Origin of the sequence: Clavibacter phaseoli (genome assembly GCF_021922925.1) — a bacterium.
In the GTDB taxonomy this organism is placed as follows: Bacteria; Actinomycetota; Actinomycetes; order Actinomycetales; family Microbacteriaceae; genus Clavibacter; species Clavibacter phaseoli.
Genome location: NZ_CP040786.1, coordinates 1,448,995 through 1,466,075, shown reverse-complemented (window position 1 = coordinate 1,466,075; position 17,081 = coordinate 1,448,995). Strand labels below are relative to the sequence as shown.

Annotated in this window: 17 protein-coding genes, 1 tRNA gene and 1 other RNA gene; 14 read left to right on the top strand and 5 right to left on the bottom strand. The window is 73.1% G+C overall.

Annotated elements, in window-relative coordinates; translation table 11 throughout:
• Positions 1-155: 155 nt before the first annotated feature.
• The 3 genes from FGI33_RS06820 to FGI33_RS06810 all read right to left on the bottom strand — a co-directional run bounded on the left by FGI33_RS06820 (position 156) and on the right by FGI33_RS06810 (position 2,081).
• Positions 156-884 (bottom strand): DedA family protein, encoded by a 729-nt coding sequence (locus FGI33_RS06820; RefSeq protein ID WP_119401586.1) that lies wholly within the window; start codon positions 882-884, stop codon positions 156-158.
• Positions 885-1,009: 125 nt separating this feature from the next.
• Positions 1,010-1,933 carry a pyridoxal-phosphate dependent enzyme gene (locus tag FGI33_RS06815; RefSeq protein WP_119434123.1) on the bottom strand — a complete coding sequence of 308 codons (924 nt, stop codon included), beginning with the start codon at positions 1,931-1,933 and terminating at the stop codon, positions 1,010-1,012.
• 63 nt (positions 1,934-1,996) lie between these two features.
• Positions 1,997-2,081, bottom strand: a tRNA-Leu gene (locus FGI33_RS06810).
• Between the two features lie 32 nt (positions 2,082-2,113).
• On the opposite strand from FGI33_RS06810, the gene xylB reads away from it, so the two are divergent.
• The 8 genes from xylB to FGI33_RS06770 all read left to right on the top strand — a co-directional run bounded on the left by xylB (position 2,114) and on the right by FGI33_RS06770 (position 8,249).
• On the top strand, positions 2,114-3,547 hold the full coding sequence (gene xylB / locus FGI33_RS06805; protein WP_119434122.1) for a xylulokinase: 1,434 nt from the start codon (positions 2,114-2,116) through the stop codon (positions 3,545-3,547).
• Positions 3,548-3,624: 77 nt separating this feature from the next.
• The gene (locus FGI33_RS06800; protein ID WP_119434121.1) at positions 3,625-4,854 is read left to right on the top strand and encodes a TadA family conjugal transfer-associated ATPase; all 1,230 of its coding nucleotides are present in this window, start codon (positions 3,625-3,627) and stop codon (positions 4,852-4,854) included.
• Entirely contained in the window at positions 4,851-5,714 is an 864-nt protein-coding gene (locus FGI33_RS06795) for a type II secretion system F family protein (RefSeq protein ID WP_119434120.1), read from the top strand. Before FGI33_RS06800 ends, FGI33_RS06795 begins: the two co-directional genes overlap by 4 nt.
• Positions 5,711-6,661 (top strand): type II secretion system F family protein, encoded by a 951-nt coding sequence (locus tag FGI33_RS06790; RefSeq protein WP_237582423.1) that lies wholly within the window; start codon positions 5,711-5,713, stop codon positions 6,659-6,661. The genes FGI33_RS06795 and FGI33_RS06790 overlap by 4 nt, the downstream gene beginning before the upstream one ends.
• Positions 6,662-6,711: 50 nt before the next feature.
• Entirely contained in the window at positions 6,712-6,906 is a 195-nt protein-coding gene (locus FGI33_RS06785) for a hypothetical protein (protein ID WP_119434742.1), read from the top strand.
• Positions 6,906-7,283, top strand: a complete 378-nt coding sequence (locus FGI33_RS06780; RefSeq protein ID WP_041464615.1) for a TadE/TadG family type IV pilus assembly protein — start codon at positions 6,906-6,908, stop codon at positions 7,281-7,283. Before FGI33_RS06785 ends, FGI33_RS06780 begins: the two co-directional genes overlap by 1 nt.
• Complete coding sequence (locus tag FGI33_RS06775) at positions 7,258-7,713, top strand: hypothetical protein (RefSeq protein ID WP_119434743.1); 456 nt, start codon at positions 7,258-7,260, stop codon at positions 7,711-7,713. Before FGI33_RS06780 ends, FGI33_RS06775 begins: the two co-directional genes overlap by 26 nt.
• A 53-nt stretch (positions 7,714-7,766) precedes the next feature.
• Positions 7,767-8,249: a pilus assembly protein TadG-related protein gene (locus FGI33_RS06770; protein WP_237582422.1), complete on the top strand. Its 483-nt coding sequence runs from the start codon at positions 7,767-7,769 to the stop codon at positions 8,247-8,249.
• A gap of 8 nt (positions 8,250-8,257) precedes the next feature.
• Here FGI33_RS06770 and FGI33_RS06765 read toward each other — a convergent pair whose 3' ends face one another.
• On the bottom strand, positions 8,258-9,565 hold the full coding sequence (locus FGI33_RS06765) for an MFS transporter (protein ID WP_119434745.1): 1,308 nt from the start codon (positions 9,563-9,565) through the stop codon (positions 8,258-8,260).
• Between the two features lie 75 nt (positions 9,566-9,640).
• Here FGI33_RS06765 and prfB point away from each other — a divergent pair, with 75 nt between their 5' ends.
• From prfB to FGI33_RS06735, 6 genes are all read left to right on the top strand, one after another.
• The gene (gene prfB / locus FGI33_RS06760) at positions 9,641-10,744 is read left to right on the top strand and encodes a peptide chain release factor 2 (RefSeq protein WP_119402571.1); all 1,104 of its coding nucleotides are present in this window, start codon (positions 9,641-9,643) and stop codon (positions 10,742-10,744) included.
• Between the two features lie 75 nt (positions 10,745-10,819).
• Positions 10,820-12,451: a cell division ATP-binding protein FtsE gene (gene ftsE / locus FGI33_RS15495; RefSeq protein WP_337249867.1), complete on the top strand. Its 1,632-nt coding sequence runs from the start codon at positions 10,820-10,822 to the stop codon at positions 12,449-12,451.
• Positions 12,448-13,365: a permease-like cell division protein FtsX gene (ftsX, locus tag FGI33_RS06750; RefSeq protein ID WP_119435197.1), complete on the top strand. Its 918-nt coding sequence runs from the start codon at positions 12,448-12,450 to the stop codon at positions 13,363-13,365. The genes ftsE and ftsX overlap by 4 nt, the downstream gene beginning before the upstream one ends.
• 66 nt (positions 13,366-13,431) lie before the next feature.
• Positions 13,432-13,908: an SsrA-binding protein SmpB gene (gene smpB / locus FGI33_RS06745; RefSeq protein WP_119400950.1), complete on the top strand. Its 477-nt coding sequence runs from the start codon at positions 13,432-13,434 to the stop codon at positions 13,906-13,908.
• A 143-nt stretch (positions 13,909-14,051) separates the two neighbouring features.
• Positions 14,052-14,427: a transfer-messenger RNA gene (ssrA, locus tag FGI33_RS06740) on the top strand.
• A gap of 295 nt (positions 14,428-14,722) precedes the next feature.
• A complete protein-coding gene (locus tag FGI33_RS06735) occupies positions 14,723-16,231 on the top strand; it encodes an MFS transporter (RefSeq protein WP_237582421.1) in 1,509 nt (502 codons plus the stop codon).
• A 31-nt stretch (positions 16,232-16,262) separates the two neighbouring features.
• Here the strand turns inward: FGI33_RS06735 and FGI33_RS06730 are convergent, their stop codons facing one another.
• Positions 16,263-17,075: an inositol monophosphatase family protein gene (locus FGI33_RS06730; protein ID WP_119435551.1), complete on the bottom strand. Its 813-nt coding sequence runs from the start codon at positions 17,073-17,075 to the stop codon at positions 16,263-16,265.
• Positions 17,076-17,081 lie beyond the last annotated feature (6 nt).

Genomic DNA, 17,081 nt, shown 5'->3' with positions numbered 1-17,081 from the left:
CGCAGCGGGTCACGACCGATGCCGCGCGTCACCGGCATGCGGGGCGTCGCCGGGATCGGCGGATCAGCGGTGCGTGGCTGCCACCATCAGCGCCGCGTGGACGCCCGCCTCAGCGCCGCGTGGACGCCCGCCTCAGCGCCGCGTGGGCGCCCGCCTCAGCGCCGCGGGTCGTTCGAGGGGTCCTGGTCGAACTCCTCGCGGGTGAGCGCGAGGTCCTCGCCGTCGTGCGTGACGCCCGCCGCCTCCTCGTCGCGCGCGTGCTTGCGCGCCCGCAGGAAGTGGATCGCCGCGGGCACGACCGTGACGAACACGGCCCCCAGGAGCACGTAGTCGATGTAGTGCGTGACGAAGTCGCGGATCGGCGGGAAGCCGTTGAGCAGGTGGCCCAGGAAGGTGAGGCCCGCGCCCCAGATGAGGGCGCCGATCGCGTTGTAGAGGGAGTACTTGCGGTAGTCCATGTGGCCGACGCCGGCGGCGATGGGCGCGAAGGTGCGGACGATGGGCACGAAGCGCGCCGCGATGACGGCGAGCCCGCCGAAGCGCGCGAAGAAGGCGTTGGTGCGCACGACGTTCTGCCGGCTGAAGATGCCGGAGTCCTTGCGCTCGAAGACCCGCGGTCCCGCCTTGTGGCCGATGAGGTAGCCGACCTCGCCGCCCGCGAACGCCGAGAAGGCGATCGCCAGGCAGACCCACCAGATGTCGATGCCGGTGATCCCGGGGAGGGTCAGGCCCGCGATGACGAGGAGCGTGTCGCCGGGGAACAGGAACCCGAACAGCAGGCCGGTCTCGGCGAAGATGATCAGGCAGATCCCGATGAGGGCGAATCCCCCGAACGACTCGATGAGGGTCGTCGAGTCGAGGAAGTCGAAGAGCAGGGGATGCACGTGGTGGCTCCAGTCGTGGTGGGTCGCGACGTGAGCGGTGCGACCTGCGGCAGAGCACAGGATATCGGGCGAGGCCGCGCGCGCGCCGAGTCCCGGCCACCCCCGGTCGAGGGCCGTGGCGCGGGTCAGGCGCCGAGGTCGGCGTGGCCGAAGAGCCCCGGGATGCCGCCCGAGTGCCAGAGGACGACCAGGTCGTCCGGCCCGATGGATCCCTCGCTCACGGCTGCCGCCAGCCCGGCCGCGGCGCGGGCCGTGTAGGTGGGGTCGAGGAGGATCCCCGTCGTGCGCGCCACGAGCACGAGCGCGTCCCGCGCCTCGTCCGTGAGGTGCCCGTAGCCGGAGCCGACGCGGCCCTCGTCGATGCGCAGGGCGTCCGCGCGGATCCCCGTGCCGCGCTCCGCGAGGAACCCCGCGACCACGGCGCGCGGCTCGGCGACCGCCCCGCAGTGGACGCCGAGGACGCGCTCGGGCCCCAGCGCCTCGACGAGCCCGGCCATCGTGCCGCCGGAGCCGAGGGCGGCGACGACGTGGTCGACCTCGCCCACCTGCCCGGTGAGCTCGTGGCCCGCGTCGACGAAGCCCTGCACGGAGTGCGCGTCGGATCCGCCGAACGCCACCCGGTGCACGCGCGTGCCGGCCGCCTCGAGCTCCGCGACGACGGACGCGGCGCGCGAGTCCGTCGGCTCGTCACCCGACCACTCGATGCGCGCGCCGTACAGCCCGTCGAGCAGCACGTTGCCGCGCGCCGCGACCTCCTGGCCCTCGAGGACCAGCACGACGTCGAGGCCGAGCGCCGCGCCGGCCGCCGCGGTCATGCGCGCGTGGTTGCTCTGCGCGGCGCCCGTGGTGAGCACCGTGCTGACCCCGCGCGCGACGGCCCGGCCGAGCGAGCGCTCGAGCTTCCTCGCCTTGTTGCCGCCGCCGCCCCAGCCGATGAGGTCGTCGCGCTTCATCAGGAGCCGCTCGGGGTGCAGGCCGAGCGCTTCCGCGAGGCGGGGGACCGGGTGCACGGGGGTCTCCTGGGTCCAGAGGCGGAGGCGTTCGTCCACGGGATGCTCCTCGCTGCGGGTCGGAGCGCCGCGGCGGCGAGTGGCCCTCGCGGGCTCCTCGGCTGGTGCGGGAGAAGGGACTTGAACCCTCACGCTCGAAAGCACAGGAACCTAAATCCTGCGTGTCTACCGATTCCACCACTCCCGCGGGTGCCCGACCAGCTTAGGACGCCCCCTAATATGTTGATCGTGACAACGAAGACACTCGTAGCAGGCATCGACTCCTCCACGCAGAGCTGCAAGGTGGTCGTCCGCGACCTCGACACGGGCGCCCTCGTGCGCTCCGGCCGCGCGTCCCACCCCGACGGCACGGAGGTGGATCCCGCGCACTGGTGGGACGCGCTCCTCTCCGCCATCGCCGACGCCGGCGGCCTCGACGACGTCGCCGCCATCTCCGTCGGCGGCCAGCAGCACGGCATGGTCTGCCTCGACGAACGGGGCGCCGTCGTCCGCGACGCGCTCCTCTGGAACGACACGCGCTCCGCGCAGGCCGCCGCCGACCTCCGCGACGAGCTCGGCGCCGAGACCTGGGCGAGCGCCACGGGCGTGGTCCCGGTCGCGTCCTTCACCGCCACCAAGCTCCGCTGGCTCCGCGACACCGAGCCCGAGAACGCCGCCCGTGTGGCCGCCATCGCCCTCCCGCACGACTGGCTGACCTGGCGCCTGCTCGGCCACGGCGTCGGATCCCCGGACCTCGCCGCCCTCGCCACCGACCGCTCCGACGCGAGCGGCACCGCGTACTGGTCGAGCGTCACGGGGGAGTACCGCCTCGACCTGCTGGAGCGCGCGCTCGGCCGCGTGGTCGGCCTGCCGCGGGTCCTCGGGCCCGGCGAGTCCGCCGGCGTCACGGGCGACGGGATCCCCGGCGTCCCTGCCGGCATCCCCGTCGGCCCCGGCGCGGGCGACAACGCGGCCGCCGCGCTCGGCCTCGGCGCGGTGCCGGGCGACGTGGTCGTGTCGATCGGCACGTCCGGCACGGTGTTCGCCGTCACGGCGGATCCCATCACCGACGCCTCCGGCACGGTCGCCGGCTTCGCGGACGCCACGGGCAACTTCCTCCCGCTCATCGCGACCCTCAACGCCGCCCGCGTGCTCGACGGCGGCGCCCGGCTCCTCGGCGTCGACCACGCGCGGCTGTCCGACCTCGCGCTCGAGGCGCCCGCGGGATCCGACGGCCTCGTGCTCCTGCCCTACTTCGAGGGCGAGCGCACCCCCAACCTGCCCGACGCGACCGCGTCCCTCCACGGCATGACCCTCCGCAACAGCACGCCCGCGTCCATGGCCCGCGCGCACGTCGAGGGCATGCTGTGCGGCCTGGCCGACGGGCTCGACGCGATCACGCGCCAGGGCGTGCAGGTGGAGCGCGTGCTCCTCATCGGCGGCGGGGCGAAGAGCCGCGCCGTGCGCGAGATCGCGCCGACGATCTTCGGCGTCCCCATCCACGTGCCGGACGCGGGCGAGTTCGTCGCCGACGGCGCCGCGAAGCAGGCCGCGTGGATCCTCACGGGCAGCGTCCCCGAGTGGCCCCTCGCGGGCGACGAGGTCTTCGACGCGCCGGGCGTGCCCGCGGTGCGCCAGGCGTACGCGGCGGCGAAGGCGGAGCTGGGGTACTGACGACCGCGCGCCGGCGCTGACCCGCCTGCCTGTGGACGGGCTCGGCGGGATAGCCGCCTGATCAGCATCCTGTCCGGGTGCAGACGCGGCCCCCCCTCGACACCATCGCCGGACGCGTTCGCGAGCGACTGCGGGACGAGGGCGCGACCGCAGATCCAGCGGGCACCGCGGCCGTGGTGCGCGAGGAGGTCCGGCGGTTCGCCGAGCAGGCGCTCGGATCCGACTCCCGCCTCCTCGACGACGAGGCCGCGACCGAGCGGCAGGTGCTGGCGCGGATAACGGGCTTCGGTGCCCTCCAGCCGCTCCTCGACGACGACTCGATCGAGGAGATCTGGATCAACGCGCCCACGCGCGTCTTCGTGGCGCGGTCGGGCGTCCCGGAGCTGACCCCGCTCGTCCTGACCGATGCCGAGGTGCGCGACCTCGTCGAGCGGATGCTGCAGTCCTCCGGTCGTCGGGTGGACCTGTCGACGCCCTTCGTGGACGCGTCCCTGCCCGACGGGTCGCGGCTGCACGTGGTGATCCCGGACGTGACGCGGCGGCACTGGGCCGTCAACATCCGCAAGTTCTCGCGGCGGATCCGCGACCTCGACCACCTGGTGGCCCTCGGCAGCCTGCCGCTGCAGGCTGCCGAGTTCCTGCGCATGAGCGTGCGGGCGGGCCTGTCCATCGTGGTCAGCGGCGCGACGCACACAGGCAAGACCACGATGATCGACGCGCTCCTGTCCGCGGCGCGCGCCTCGGACCGCATCGTCACGGTCGAGGAGACGTTCGAGCTGGATCCGGCGGGTCGCGACGTCGTGGCCATGCAGTGCCGGCAGCCGAGCCTCGAGGGTTCGGGCGAGATCACGCTGCGGCGGCTCATCAAGGAGGCGCTGCGGATGCGGCCGGACCGGCTCGTGGTCGGCGAGGTGCGGGAGGCGGAGTGCCTCGACCTCCTCATCGCGCTCAACTCGGGCGTGCCCGGCATGTGCTCCATCCACGCGAACAGCGCGCGCGAGGCGCTCGTCAAGCTGTGCACGCTGCCGCTGCTGGCCGGCCGCAACATCGACTCGGCGTTCGTCGTGCCGACCGTCGCGACGTCGGTGGACCTGGTCGTGCACCTCGAGGTGCTGCCGTCAGGCGCGCGGCGGGTGGTCGAGATCCTCGCCCCCGGCGGTCGGCACTCGGGCATGGTCATCGAGGCGAGCTCGGTGTTCGCCCTGGAGGACGGGATCCTGACGGCCACCGGCGGGCAGCCCGCGCACCTGGGCAAGTTCCGCGCGGCCGGGCTCGATCCGCTGCGCGTGCTGGTGGGGGCGGCGTGAGCGTCGCCCTCGGCCTCGCGTTCGGCGCGGGGCTGCTGCTCCTGATCTCGCCGCGCCTGTGGCCGGCCTCTCCCGACGGATCCGGTCGCGCACGCGGGCTGACCGCGTCCGTGCACGACCGCCTCACCCATGCAGGGTTGGGTCGGGTCTCGGTCAGCTCGTTCCTCGCCGTCTCCGCCCTGGTCGGGCTCGCGGCCGGCGTCCTGGTGGAGGCGATCCTCCGCGTGGACGGCGCCGCGCTCGCCGCCGCGGCGACGGGCCTGGTGCTCCCGTGGGCGGTGGTGGGCGCGCGTTCCGCGTCGCGTCGCCGCGCGCACCGCGAGGTGTGGCCCGACGTCGTCGACCACCTCGTGAGCGCGGTGCGAGCGGGAATGGGCCTGCCGGATGCGGTGGCCTCGCTCGCCGTGGCGGGGCCCGCAGGGCTGCGACCCGCGTTCCAGGAGTTCGCATCCGTCCACCGCACCACGGGCAGCTTCGCCGTGGCGCTCGACGAGCTCAAGGACCGGCTCGCGGATCCCACGGCCGACCGCATCCTCGAGACGCTGCGGATGGCGCGCGAGGTGGGCGGCACGCAGCTGCCGGACGTGCTCCGCGGGCTCGCCCGGTTCCTCCGCGAGGAGGCCGCGATCCGGAGCGAGGCGGAGGCCCGGCAGTCGTGGGTCGTGAACGCGGCCAAGCTCGGCGTCGCGGCGCCGTGGATCATCCTGGCGCTGCTCTCGACCCGCTCGGAGGCGGTCGCCGCCTACGACACTCCCGCGGGCACCGTGGTCATCGTGGTCGGGCTCGTGGTGTCCGCCGTCGCCTACCGCGTGATGCTCGCCCTCGGGAGGCTGCCGGAGGACCGGAGGTGGTTCGCATGACGGGGATCGAGTCCTGGGGCGCCGTCCTCGGCCTCGTCGCGGGGGTGGGCCTCTGGACGATGATGGCCGCGGTGCCGCGGTTCCGTCGCGCCCGCCTGCTGGACCGCGTCGCCCCGCACGTCCTCGACGTCTCCGAGGGCGCGCGTCAGCACCTCGCCCTCACCGCCGTCCACCCGCTGCCCGTGCTCGGGACGCTCGGCGCCCCGGCGGTCATCCCGCTGCGGCACGGCCTCGCGCGCGTGCTCGGCGGCGCCGAGCGCATCGAGCGGCTGCTCGGCCAGTCCGGCTCGACCGAGGACGTCGAGCGGCACCGGTCGCGCCAGCTCGTGGGCGTCGTCCTCGGCACCGCCGCGGGCATCGTCGTCGCCGCGCTGGTGGGCGGCGCCGCCCTCCTGGCGGGCGGCCTGCCGCAGACGCAGCTGCTCGTCGTGCCCGTTGTCGCGGCGGTCGCCGGTCTGGTCGCCTGCGACACCGCGCTGGAGCGGCGCGCGAAGCGACGGGTCGCGCGCATCGCGGCCGAGCTGCCCACCGTGCTCGAGTTCCTGGCGCTCAGCCTCGCCGCGGGGGAGGGCCTGCTCGACGCCCTCCGTCGCGTCGCCCGCGTGGGCTCCGGCGAGCTCGCGGGGGAGCTGGGCCGCGTGGTCGCCGACGTCGGCACCGGGATCCCCGTCACCCGCGCCTTCGACGACCTCGCGAGGCGGCTGGCGATGCCGCCCGTGTCGCGTCTCGTCGACCAGCTCGCCGGATCCCTGGAGCGCGGCACCCCGCTCGCCGAGGTCCTCCGCGCGCAGGCCCAGGACGCGCGCGAGGTCGCCAAGCGCGAGCTCCTCGAGAGCGCCGGCCGCAAGGAGGTGGGGATGCTCGTGCCGCTGGTGTTCCTGATCCTCCCGCTCACCATCGTCTTCGCCCTGTTCCCCGGCGTGTTCGTCCTGCAGCTCGGGCTGTAGGCCGGCCGCCGAGCATCCACCCCGATCCGACACCGACCGAGAGGCACGACATGACCGACGAACGAGGCGCACTGGGCCCGGGCGCGACGCCCGGGGCGCCGTGGGACGACGACCGCGGCGACGTGCCCGGCTGGGTGCTCATCACGCTGATGACGGCGGGTCTCGTCATCATCCTGTGGGGCGTCGCGGGACCCCTGCTGCAGAACGTGTTCACCCAGGCCATCGACCGGGTCACGTCCTTCTGATGCGCGACGACCGCGGCTCGGCACCCGCCGAGTTCGTCATGGTCGGGGCTCTCCTGGTCGTCCTCGCCCTGTCGGTGGTGCAGCTCGCGCTGGCGCTGCACGTGCGGACGACCGTGCTGGATGCGGCCGCCGAGGGGGCGCGCACGGCCGCGCTCGCCGGGGCCACCCGCGCCGACGGCATCGAGCGCACACGCGAGCTGATCACCACGGCCGTGGGGCCGCGCTATGCGGAGGACGTCACCGCGGGCACGGGCACCGTGCTCGGTCACGCGGTCGTGAGCGTCACGGTGCGGACGACGCTCCCCCTCGTCGGCCTCCTCGGCGTCGACCGCGGGCTGGAGGTGACGGGGCATGCGGCCGTGGAGCGCCTGGGCTGACGATCGCGGTTCGGCGGCGCTGGAGTTCATCACGGCGGGCGTCCTCCTCCTCGTCCCGCTCGTCTACCTGGTCGTCGCGCTGTCCACGATCCAGGGCGCGGCGCTCGGCACGGAGGGCGCGGCGCGGCAGGCGGCACGCGTGTACGTGCGGGCGGACGACGACGCGTCGGGCCGGCGGGAGGCGCGGTCGGCCGTCGAGGTCGCGCTCGCCGACCAGGGCATCGCGCCCGACGGGATCGCCCTCGACATCACGTGCGCCCCGGATCCGACGAGCTGCCACGCGCCGAGGTCGCTCGTGCACGTCTCGGTCCGCGTCGCGGCCGAGCTCCCCCTCGCGCCGCCCGTCGCGGGGCCGGACGCGCCGGGATCGGTCGCGGTGCACGGCGATGCCGACGAGCGCGTGTCGGTCTTCGCGCGAGGAGGGCGGTGAGCGGCGGGCGGTCGCGGCTTCGTCGCGGCTGCGCATGCATCGCCGGAGTCGCGGTGGCCGGGGACGACGGCTCGATCCTTCCCCTCGTCATCGCCTCGTGCGCGCTCGGTCTCGCCGTGATCCTCATGGTCTCGGCCGCGTCCTCGCTCTACCTCGAGCGCGTGCGCCTCTTCTCGCTGGCGGACGCTGCGGCGCTGGCCGGCGCGGAGTCCTTCGACGTCGACGGGGCCAGCCCTGCGCCGATCGCGGTCGACGACGACGGCGTCGCGCTCCCGCCCCTCACGGACGACGGCGTCGCCTCCACGGTCGCGGCGTTCCTCGCGGACGAGCCGACCGCAGGCATCCACGACCTGCACGTCGACGGCGCCACGACGCCGGACGGCCGCAGCGCGCGCGTCACGCTGTCCGCCATGTGGATCCCGCCCGTCGCGTCCCTGTTCGCCCCCGACGGCGTGCGCATCGACGTCACGAGCACCGCCCGCACCGTGCTCGTGGGGCCGGGCGCGGCGCCCGTCGGACCCGCCGGAGGCGGGTGAGTGGCGCGTCAGGCCGTCGGCCGTGGCTTCCGCGGCACGTACCTCGGCACGTACCGCACGAGGATCCCGGCGCCGATGAGCCCGAGCACGCCCATCACGCCGCTGGCGACGGCGAGCGACGCGGCGGAGGTGAGGGCGGCGATGAGGAGCGGGGAGGCGGCGCTGCCGGCGTCGCCCGTGAAGCGCCAGGCGCCGAGGAAGGGGGCCGGGTCCTCGCGGGGGGCGAGGTCGGCGCCGAGGGTCATGAGGATCCCCGAGCCCACGCCGTTCGCGACCGACATGAACATGGCCACGCCGATGAACCACTGCACGCTCGTCGGCAGGTCCGGCGTGAGCGCGAGCACGAGGTAGCCGATCCCGAGCCCGACCATCGACGGCACGGCGCTCCAGAGGCGGCCGAACCGGTCCATGATCTGGCCGCTCGCGTAGAAGAGGGCGAAGTCCACGCCGCCCGCGATGCCGATGATGAGCGCCGTGTTCGCGTCGGAGATGCCGATGCTCACGGCCCACAGGGGGAGGAGCACGCCGCGGCCCGCGCGCATCGCGCCGATGAGGGCCGCGCCGGAGCCGAGCTTCACGAGCACGCCCTTGAACCGCCACAGCGTGCGCGCGAGGCCGGCCGACTCGCGGGCCGGGGGAGCGGCGCCCGCGGTCGCGGCCACGGACTCGTCGTCCTGCGGCTCGCCGGCCGTCGCGGGCGCGGCGCTCTGCAGGTCGGCCGCGCGGTTCCGGCGCACGACGTCCATCGGGTCGGGCAGCACGATGAGCGTCACGGCGGCCGCGAGGCACGCGACGATGTGGATCACGAACGCCGACTGCGAGGCGCCCGTCAGGTGGATCACGCCGGCGGCCAGGAACGGCCCCACGAAGTAGCCGGCGCGGAACGTGCCGCCGAGCGTCGACAGAGCGCGGGCGCGGTACGCCTGCGGCACGAAGCTCGTCATGAACGCGTGCCGGGCGAGCGCGAACACGGCCGTCGAGACGCCGATGAGGAACACCCCCACGCCGAGCACGAGCGGGTTCGGCGCGAGGAGGCACAGCACCAGGCCGCCGATGGAGACGAAGGCCGCGCCGATCATGGCGGTCCGCTCGCCGATGCGGCTCACCACGGATCCGCTCGGGATGTCGCCCACCAGCTCGCCGAGCATGATCATGCCGCCGATGAACGCGGCGATCGCCAGCGAGGCGCCGAGGCTGCCGGCGACGATCGGGATGATGGGGATGATCGCCCCCTCGCCGATGGAGAAGAGGAGCGCGGGCAGCAGCGCCGGGAGCGCCACCGCGCGGAGGGAGAAGGGAGCATCCGGGGTCGACATCGCCCCCGAGCCTACGCGCGGCAGGCCCCCGCCCCGGACGTCGCCCGCGGGCCGGACGGTAGGCTGGGCGGCACCATGATCGACCAGGACTTCTCTTCGCGGATCACAGAATTGCGCGACACCTACTCCAACATCCGCTCGGTCGTCGGCGTCGAGCGCCTGCAGCAGGAGGTCGAGGAGCTGAGCGCCCAGGCGGGCGAGCCGGACCTCTGGGACGACACCGAGAAGGCGCAGAAGGTCACGAGCGACCTGAGCCACCGCCAGTCCGAGCTCAAGCGCATCGACGAGCTGCAGCGCCGCCTCGACGACCTCGACGTGCTCGTCGAGATGGCCAAGGACGACGAGGAGTCCGCCGAGGAGGCGGTCGTCGAGCTCGAGGGCATCACCAAGATCATGGACGAGCTCGAGGTGCAGACGCTCCTCAACGGCGAGTTCGACCCTCGCCCCGCGGTGGTCACGATCCGCGCGGGCGCCGGCGGCGTCGACGCGGCCGACTTCGCCGAGATGCTCATGCGCATGTACCTGCGCTGGGCCGAGCAGCACGACTACTCCGCGACCGTGCTCGACACGTCCTACGCGGAGGAGGCGGGCATCAAGTCGGCGACCTTCGAGATCGACGCGCCCTACGCGTTCGGCACGCTCTCCGTCGAGGCCGGCACGCACCGCCTCGTGCGCATGAGCCCCTTCAACTCCGCCGGCAAGCGCCAGACGTCGTTCGCCGCCGTCGAGGTCGTGCCGCTCATCGAGCAGACCGAGTCGATCGAGATCCCCGAGAACGACATGCGGGTGGACGTCTTCCGCTCGTCCGGCCCCGGCGGCCAGTCCGTCAACACGACCGACTCGGCGGTGCGGATCACCCACCTGCCCACCGGCATCGTCGTCACCTGCCAGAACGAGAAGAGCCAGATCCAGAACCGCGCCGCCGCCCTCCGGGTGCTGCAGTCGCGCCTGCTCCTCGTCCAGCGCGAGCAGGAGGCGGCCACCAAGAAGGAGCTCGCGGGCAACATCACCGCGAGCTGGGGCGACCAGATGCGCAGCTACGTGCTCGCGCCGTACCAGATGGTCAAGGACCTCCGCACGGAGCATGAGGTGAACAACCCGTCCAACGTGTTCGACGGCGACCTCGACGGCTTCATCTCCGCGGGGATCCGCTGGCGGAAGTCGCCCGACCGCGCCTGAGAGAGTCCGGGGGACCGCTCGCCGCGGTGAGTCGATGCGGCGAAAGGCACCTCCCGTGCCTAGGGTCGTACCGACATGATCAGGTTCGACCACGTATCCAAGGTGTATCCCGGCAACCCCCGACCGGCGCTGAGCTCCGTCGACCTCGAGATCCTCCGGGGGGAGTTCGTCTTCCTCGTCGGCGCGTCCGGGTCCGGCAAGTCCAGCTTCCTGCGTCTCGTGCTCAAGGAGGATCGGCCCACGAACGGGACGATCCACGTCCTGGGCCAGCAGCTGAACCAGCTGTCGAGCCGCAAGGTCCCTTACTACCGGCGCAGCCTGGGGGTGGTGTTCCAGGACTTCCGGCTGCTCCCGAACAAGTCGGTCTTCGACAACGTCGCCTTCACGCTCCAGGTGATCGGCAAGTCGCGCGGCTTCATCCAGGAGGCCGTCCCGGACGTGCTCGCCATGGTGGGCCTCCAGGGCAAGGAGCAGCGCCTCCCGCACGAGCTCTCCGGCGGCGAGCAGCAGCGCGTGGCCATCGCCCGCGCCGTGGTCAACAAGCCGGCCGTGCTCCTCGCGGACGAGCCCACGGGCAACCTGGACCCGCTGACCAGCGCGGGCATCATGCAGGTGCTCGAGCGGATCAACGCCAACGGCACCACCGTGATCATGGCCACCCACGACTCCGGCATCGTCGACCAGATGCAGAAGCGCGTCATCGAGCTGATCGGCGGCGAGGTCGTCCGCGACGAGGTCGGCGGCCAGTACCAGACCTCCGCCATCGACCTGCCGCGCACGGCCGAGAACCCGGTCGGCGTGAACCCCGAGCACCCGCCCGTGGCCGCGCCGACGCCCGTGTTTGTGCCCGCCGCGCCGCTCCCGGCCCCCGTGCGTCCCGCCGCTCCGGCGGAGCCCGCGAACGCCGCGGAGCGTCGCGAGCAGGCCAAGCGCGACAAGCAGCGCCGCGCCGACGAGAAGGCGCGCGCCAAGGAGGAGGCGACCCGCGAGGCCGCCGCCGCCAAGGCCGCCAAGAAGGCGCCGAAGAAGCCCGCGAAGGACGCCGTGGTTGCGGCCGCCGCTCCCGCAGCCGCGCCCGCGCCGGCCGCCGACGCCGTCCCGATCGTGCCGGCCTCCGCGCCCGATCGCGTCGCCGAGCGCACGCCTGCGGCGCAGCCCGCCCTCGACGCCGGGTCCGACCGCGCATCCCGTCCTGACGCCCCGGCCTACGCCCCGTCGGCGTTCGCCGAGGCGGCGCGCGTGGATCCCGTCCCCGAGCGCGAGGTCGAGCGCGAGCGTCCGGCCCCGGCCCCGGCCGCGGAGGAGCGCCGCGAGCCCGCCCCGGCGCGCCCCGAGCCGACCGCGCCCGAGCCCGTCCGTCCCGAGCGATCCGTCGAGCCGACGCCCTCGCGCGCCGTGCCCGTCATCCGCGACGAGGCGCCGCCCGTCGACGACGGCCCGCCCGCCGCGCCCACGCCGCCGAGCCGGCGCAACGGCGGGGGAGCGGCCCCCGCGGCCCCGAGCACCGGATCCATCCGACGGCTCCCCGAGGGCACCGGCGTGATCCGCCTGCCCGACCTGTCCGACGGCCAGGGCGGATCCGCGCCCGCCGACGGACGCGACGACGCCGAGCTCGCCGAGCTCGGCCTGGCCGAGAAGCTGGGCCTCCGCGCCCGCGGCGAGTCGCCGGACGACACCGGCGCACAGGATGTGGGGCCCACGCGATGAGACTCGGACTCGTCCTCTCCGAGGTCGGCCACGGCCTCCGTCGGAACGTCAGCATGGTCGTCTCGGTCGTGCTCGTCACCTTCATCTCGCTCACGTTCGTGGGCGCCGCCGTCCTGCTGCAGATGCAGATCGGCCAGATGAAGAACTACTGGTACGACCGCGCCCAGGTCGCGATCGACTTCTGCACCGACACGTCGGTGCCGAGCGAGACCTGCGTCAACGGCAAGGCCACCCAGGAGCAGATCGACGCGGTCCAGCAGCAGCTCGACAGCGACACGCTCGCCCCGTTCATCGACAAGTACTACTTCGAGGACCAGGACACGGCGTACAAGAACTTCCAGGAGCAGTTCAAGGGCGATCCGGTCACCGAGCTGGTGCAGCCCGAGTTCCTCAACGAGGCGTTCTGGGTGAACCTCAAGGACCCGTCGAAGTCCGACATCCTCAGCGACAGCCTCTCCGGGCTCGCCGGCGTCGAGAACGTGACCGACCAACGGCAGTACCTCGACCAGATCTTCTCGATCCTCAACGCCGCCAGCCTCACCGCCGTCGGGATCGCCGGGCTCATGCTCGTCGCGGCCGCCCTGCTGATCGCCACCACGATCCGCCTGTCCGCGTTCTCGCGGAGACGGGAGCTGGGCATCATGAGGCTGGTCGGGGCGTCGAACCGCTTCATCCAGACCCCGTTCATCCTCGAGGGCGTGTTCGCTGCCCTCATCGGATCGGTGCTCGCCAGCGCGGCGACGGTGGCGCTCGTGCGGTTCTTCGTCCAGGGGTTCCTGAGCACGCGGCTCACATCGATATCGCTCGTGAACATGGACGACGCGCTGCTCGTGGTGCCGATCCTCCTCGGCGTCGGCGTGGTGCTCGCGGCGGTCTCCGCCAACTTCGCGATCAGCCGGTACCTGCGGATCTGATCCTCGGGTAGGCTGATGGGCTGCCCGGATCCGGGCGGATCCACCTGAACCATCGAGGAGACCACCGTGCCCAGGGAACGTGGCGAGAAGGTGGTGGCGACCAACCGCAAGGCGCGCCACGACTACACCATCGAGTCGACCTACGAGGCCGGCCTCGTGCTCACGGGCACCGAGGTCAAGTCCCTCCGGCAGGGGCGCGCCTCGCTCGTCGACGGCTACGCGTTCGTCGACGGCGGCGAGGCGTGGCTGGATGCGGTGCACATCCCGGAGTACAACCAGGGCACCTGGAACAACCACCCGGTGCGCCGCAAGCGCAAGCTCCTCCTGCACAAGGAGCAGATCCTCAAGATCCACTCCAAGGTCAAGGAGGGCGGCTTCACGGTCGTCCCGCTCCAGCTCTACTTCGTCGACGGCCGCGCGAAGGTCGAGCTCGCCATCGCGAAGGGCAAGAAGGAGTACGACAAGCGCCAGACGCTGCGCGAGCGCCAGGACAAGCGCGAGGCGGACCGGGCGATGTCGTCCCACCGCCGCCTCGGCGAGTAGGCCCGCCCCTCCCGGTGGTGCGCCCGGCATCGGTCGGGTAACATGGAGGGCTGGGCGCGGAAGAGGCGGCCGGCGATTGACAACTCGACAGCGTGGAACATGCGACCCGGCTCGGGCGCCTCTCGAGGCGCTCTGCCGTTCATGGGGATGATCGGTTTCGACATTGCCTGAATGACTGCGAGAAGCGGGTCGAGGATGCAGGGCTATCTCGTAAACGCTCTCTGCAAAATACAACTGCCAATAACAAGCAGTCGTCCTTCGCTCTCGCTGCCTAAGCGAGCGCACTAACAGGACCGTCGACCCGGTGATGCTCTCTATCCGGTAAGTCGGCGTCAGATCAGGGAGCTCGCTGCGCGGTCGTGCCTCAGGGCCGCGCGGGACTCGAACTGAGGCTGGGCCCGTCGACTCAGATGCCAGGAGCAAGTGTCGGGGCCGAGTAGGACGTCTTTCCTGGCTACACCCGTAGAAGGCGCAGGATTACAGCAGTGGACCGGGGTTCGATTCCCCGCATCTCCACCATCGCGTCGCATGCTCCACGCTCGTCGAGGGTCCGGATCCGTCCGGGCAGACCGAAGGCCCCGTCCAGCAGGACGGGGCCTTCGGTCTGCCGCGGGGACCCGGCGCCCGCTCACCGAGGTCCGAGACGCGGCCGGGCGCGGCCCGCCGGCGCGACACGTCAGCCGGCGTCTGCTCGGGCTCCGGCGGGCGCTCGATCGGGACGATTCCCCCAGGTGAGGAGCAAGCTGGTCGAGGGCACGGTGCCCTCGCTCGCGGGAGCGGGAATACATAGCCCGTGTATGGGATTCGATACCTCATGACCGGACGCACCACCGCGGGCACGACCCCGACCTCGACCCCGACCCCGACCGACGACCAGGATCGCACCCGCTGGCAGGCCTTCTGGGTGTGCGTCGGCGTCGCGGCGCTCACGATCCTCGACCTCTCGAAGGTCAACGTCGGGCTCCCGTCGATCGAGGAGTCCCTCGGCGCCGGATCCACCGACCTGCAGCTCATCGTCGCCGGCTACGCCCTCGCGTTCGGCCTGGCCCTCGTGCCCGCCGGCCGCCTCGGCGACATCCGCAGCCGCCGGCTCATGTTCGTGGTCGGCCTCAGCTCCTTCACCATCGCGAGCCTCCTGTGCGCCATCGCGCCGGACGTGAAGACCCTCGTGGTCGCGCGGATCCTGCAGGGCGTGGCCGCCGGCATCCAGATGCCGCAGGTGCTCGGCCTCATCCAGCAGCTCTTCCAGGGCGAGGAGCGGGCGCGCGCGTTCGGCCTGTTCGGCGCCGTGGTCGGCATCTCCACCGCGTTCGGGCCGACGCTCGGCGGCCTGCTGATCCAGCTCGGCGGCCCCGAGGACGGCTGGCGCCTGCTGTTCTGGATGAACATCCCGCTCGGCATCGTCGCCATCGCGTTCGCGCTCAAGCTGCTGCCGCGACGGCAGGCGAGGCCCCAGGCGAAGACGGGCCTCGACCCCGTCGGCGTCGTCCTCCTCGCGATCGCCACGTTCTCGCTCATGCTGCCGTTCGTGCTCACGACGGGCGGGCCCGACGACGACCCGCTGCGGTGGATCTGGCTCGCCGGCGCCGTCGTCGCCGCGGCGCTCTTCGTCGCCTGGGAGCGACGCTACGAGCGGTCGGGCAAGTCACCCGTCGTGCACTTCGCGCTCTTCAAGCTCTCCTCGTACCGCAACGGGATCCTCATCGCTACCGCGTACTTCGCCGCGATCCCCGCGGTGTTCCTGCTCACGACGCTGTACCTCCAGCAGGGGCTCGGCCTCGCGCCGGTGTTCGCCGGCATGGTCAGCATCCCGTTCGCGCTGTCGTCGGCCGTGACCGCGTGGATCGGGGGCCGCCTCGTCTCGCGGCTCGGCCGCCAGCTGGTCGTGATCGGGCTCGCGATCGTCGCGGTCGGCATCACGCTGCTGCTCCTCGCCGCGGTGCTCACGCCGCAGGAGGCGACGCCCTGGGCGATGGCCGCGGCCATGCTCGTCGCGGGCGTCGGGGCGGGCTTCGTGATCTCGCCGAACCAGACGCTCACGCTCGCCGAGATCCCTGTGACCGAGGGCGGCGTCGCCGGATCCATGGCGCAGGTCGGCCAGCGCGTCGGCACGGCCGTGGGCGTCGCGGCCGCGTCGGCCACCTTCTTCAGCACGCTCTACGCCGAGGCCACCGGCGGCGGCGACGCGAGCCTCGCGGTGTACCACGACGGGTTCCGCAACGGCTTCCTCGTGACGATCGCGCTGGTGGCGGTGGCCCTCACGCTCGGGCTGGTCGACCTCGGCCAGCGCCGTCGTCGCCGGCAGCGCGCCGCGACCGCCTGAGCGGGCGGCACGGAGCGCGGCGGAGGCGGGCTCAGCGCGCGACGACCGCCAGCACGGCGTCGTGGAGGCGCCCGTTGGTGGCGAGCGCGGATCCGTGCCACGGCCCCGCCTCGCCGTCGATCGACGTGAACCGGCCGCCCGCCTCCTCGATCACGGGGATGAGCGCGGCCATGTCGTAGGGCTTCAGATCGTGCTCGCCCGCGATGTCGAGGAGTCCCTCGGCGAGCAGCATGTAGGCCCACATGTCGCCGAAGTCGCGGGAGCGCTTCACGCGTCCCGAGAGGTCGATGAGCTCGTCGAGCCGGTTGGCGTCACGCCAGCGCTGCACGCCGGCGACGCTCATCGAGGCGTCCTCGAGCCGGTCGACGTCCGAGACCCGGATCCTGCGCTCCTGCGAGGTGGTGGCCTGCCCGAGCGTGTCGTCGACGTAGGCGCCGAGGCCGGTCGCGCCCCACCAGCGGCGGCCGAGCGCGGGCGCGCTGACGACGCCGACCACGGGCACGCCGTCCACCGCGAGCGCGATGAGCGTGCCCCAGACGGGCACGCCGCGCGCGAAGTTGGAGGTGCCGTCGATGGGGTCCACGATCCACTGCCGGGACGACGAGCCGGACGTGCCGTACTCCTCGCCGAGCACGCTGTCGTGCGGGCGGCTGTCGGCGATGCCGGCGCGGATCGCGCGCTCGACCGACGTGTCGGCGTCGGTGACCCAGCTGGAGTCGGCCTTCGTCTCGATGGCGAGGTCGGCGGAGCGGAAGCGGTCGAGCGAGATCGCGTCGGCCATGTCGGCGAGCTCCCGGGCGAGCCGCAGGTCGGACGACAGGGAGTGCAGGGGTTCGGAGGCCACGGGGTC

Coding starts and splice junctions, on each gene's coding strand:
- ftsX (WP_119435197.1), top strand. CDS start 12,448: ATGAGACTCGGACTCGTCCTCTCCGAGGTCGGCCACGGCCTCCGTCGG.
- FGI33_RS06735 (WP_237582421.1), top strand. CDS start 14,723: ATGACCGGACGCACCACCGCGGGCACGACCCCGACCTCGACCCCGACC.
- ftsE (WP_337249867.1), top strand. CDS start 10,820: ATGATCAGGTTCGACCACGTATCCAAGGTGTATCCCGGCAACCCCCGA.
- xylB (WP_119434122.1), top strand. CDS start 2,114: ATGTTGATCGTGACAACGAAGACACTCGTAGCAGGCATCGACTCCTCC.
- FGI33_RS06780 (WP_041464615.1), top strand. CDS start 6,906: ATGCGCGACGACCGCGGCTCGGCACCCGCCGAGTTCGTCATGGTCGGG.
- FGI33_RS06785 (WP_119434742.1), top strand. CDS start 6,712: ATGACCGACGAACGAGGCGCACTGGGCCCGGGCGCGACGCCCGGGGCG.
- prfB (WP_119402571.1), top strand. CDS start 9,641: ATGATCGACCAGGACTTCTCTTCGCGGATCACAGAATTGCGCGACACC.
- FGI33_RS06790 (WP_237582423.1), top strand. CDS start 5,711: ATGACGGGGATCGAGTCCTGGGGCGCCGTCCTCGGCCTCGTCGCGGGG.
- FGI33_RS06765 (WP_119434745.1), bottom strand. CDS start 9,565: ATGTCGACCCCGGATGCTCCCTTCTCCCTCCGCGCGGTGGCGCTCCCG.
- FGI33_RS06775 (WP_119434743.1), top strand. CDS start 7,258: ATGCGGCCGTGGAGCGCCTGGGCTGACGATCGCGGTTCGGCGGCGCTG.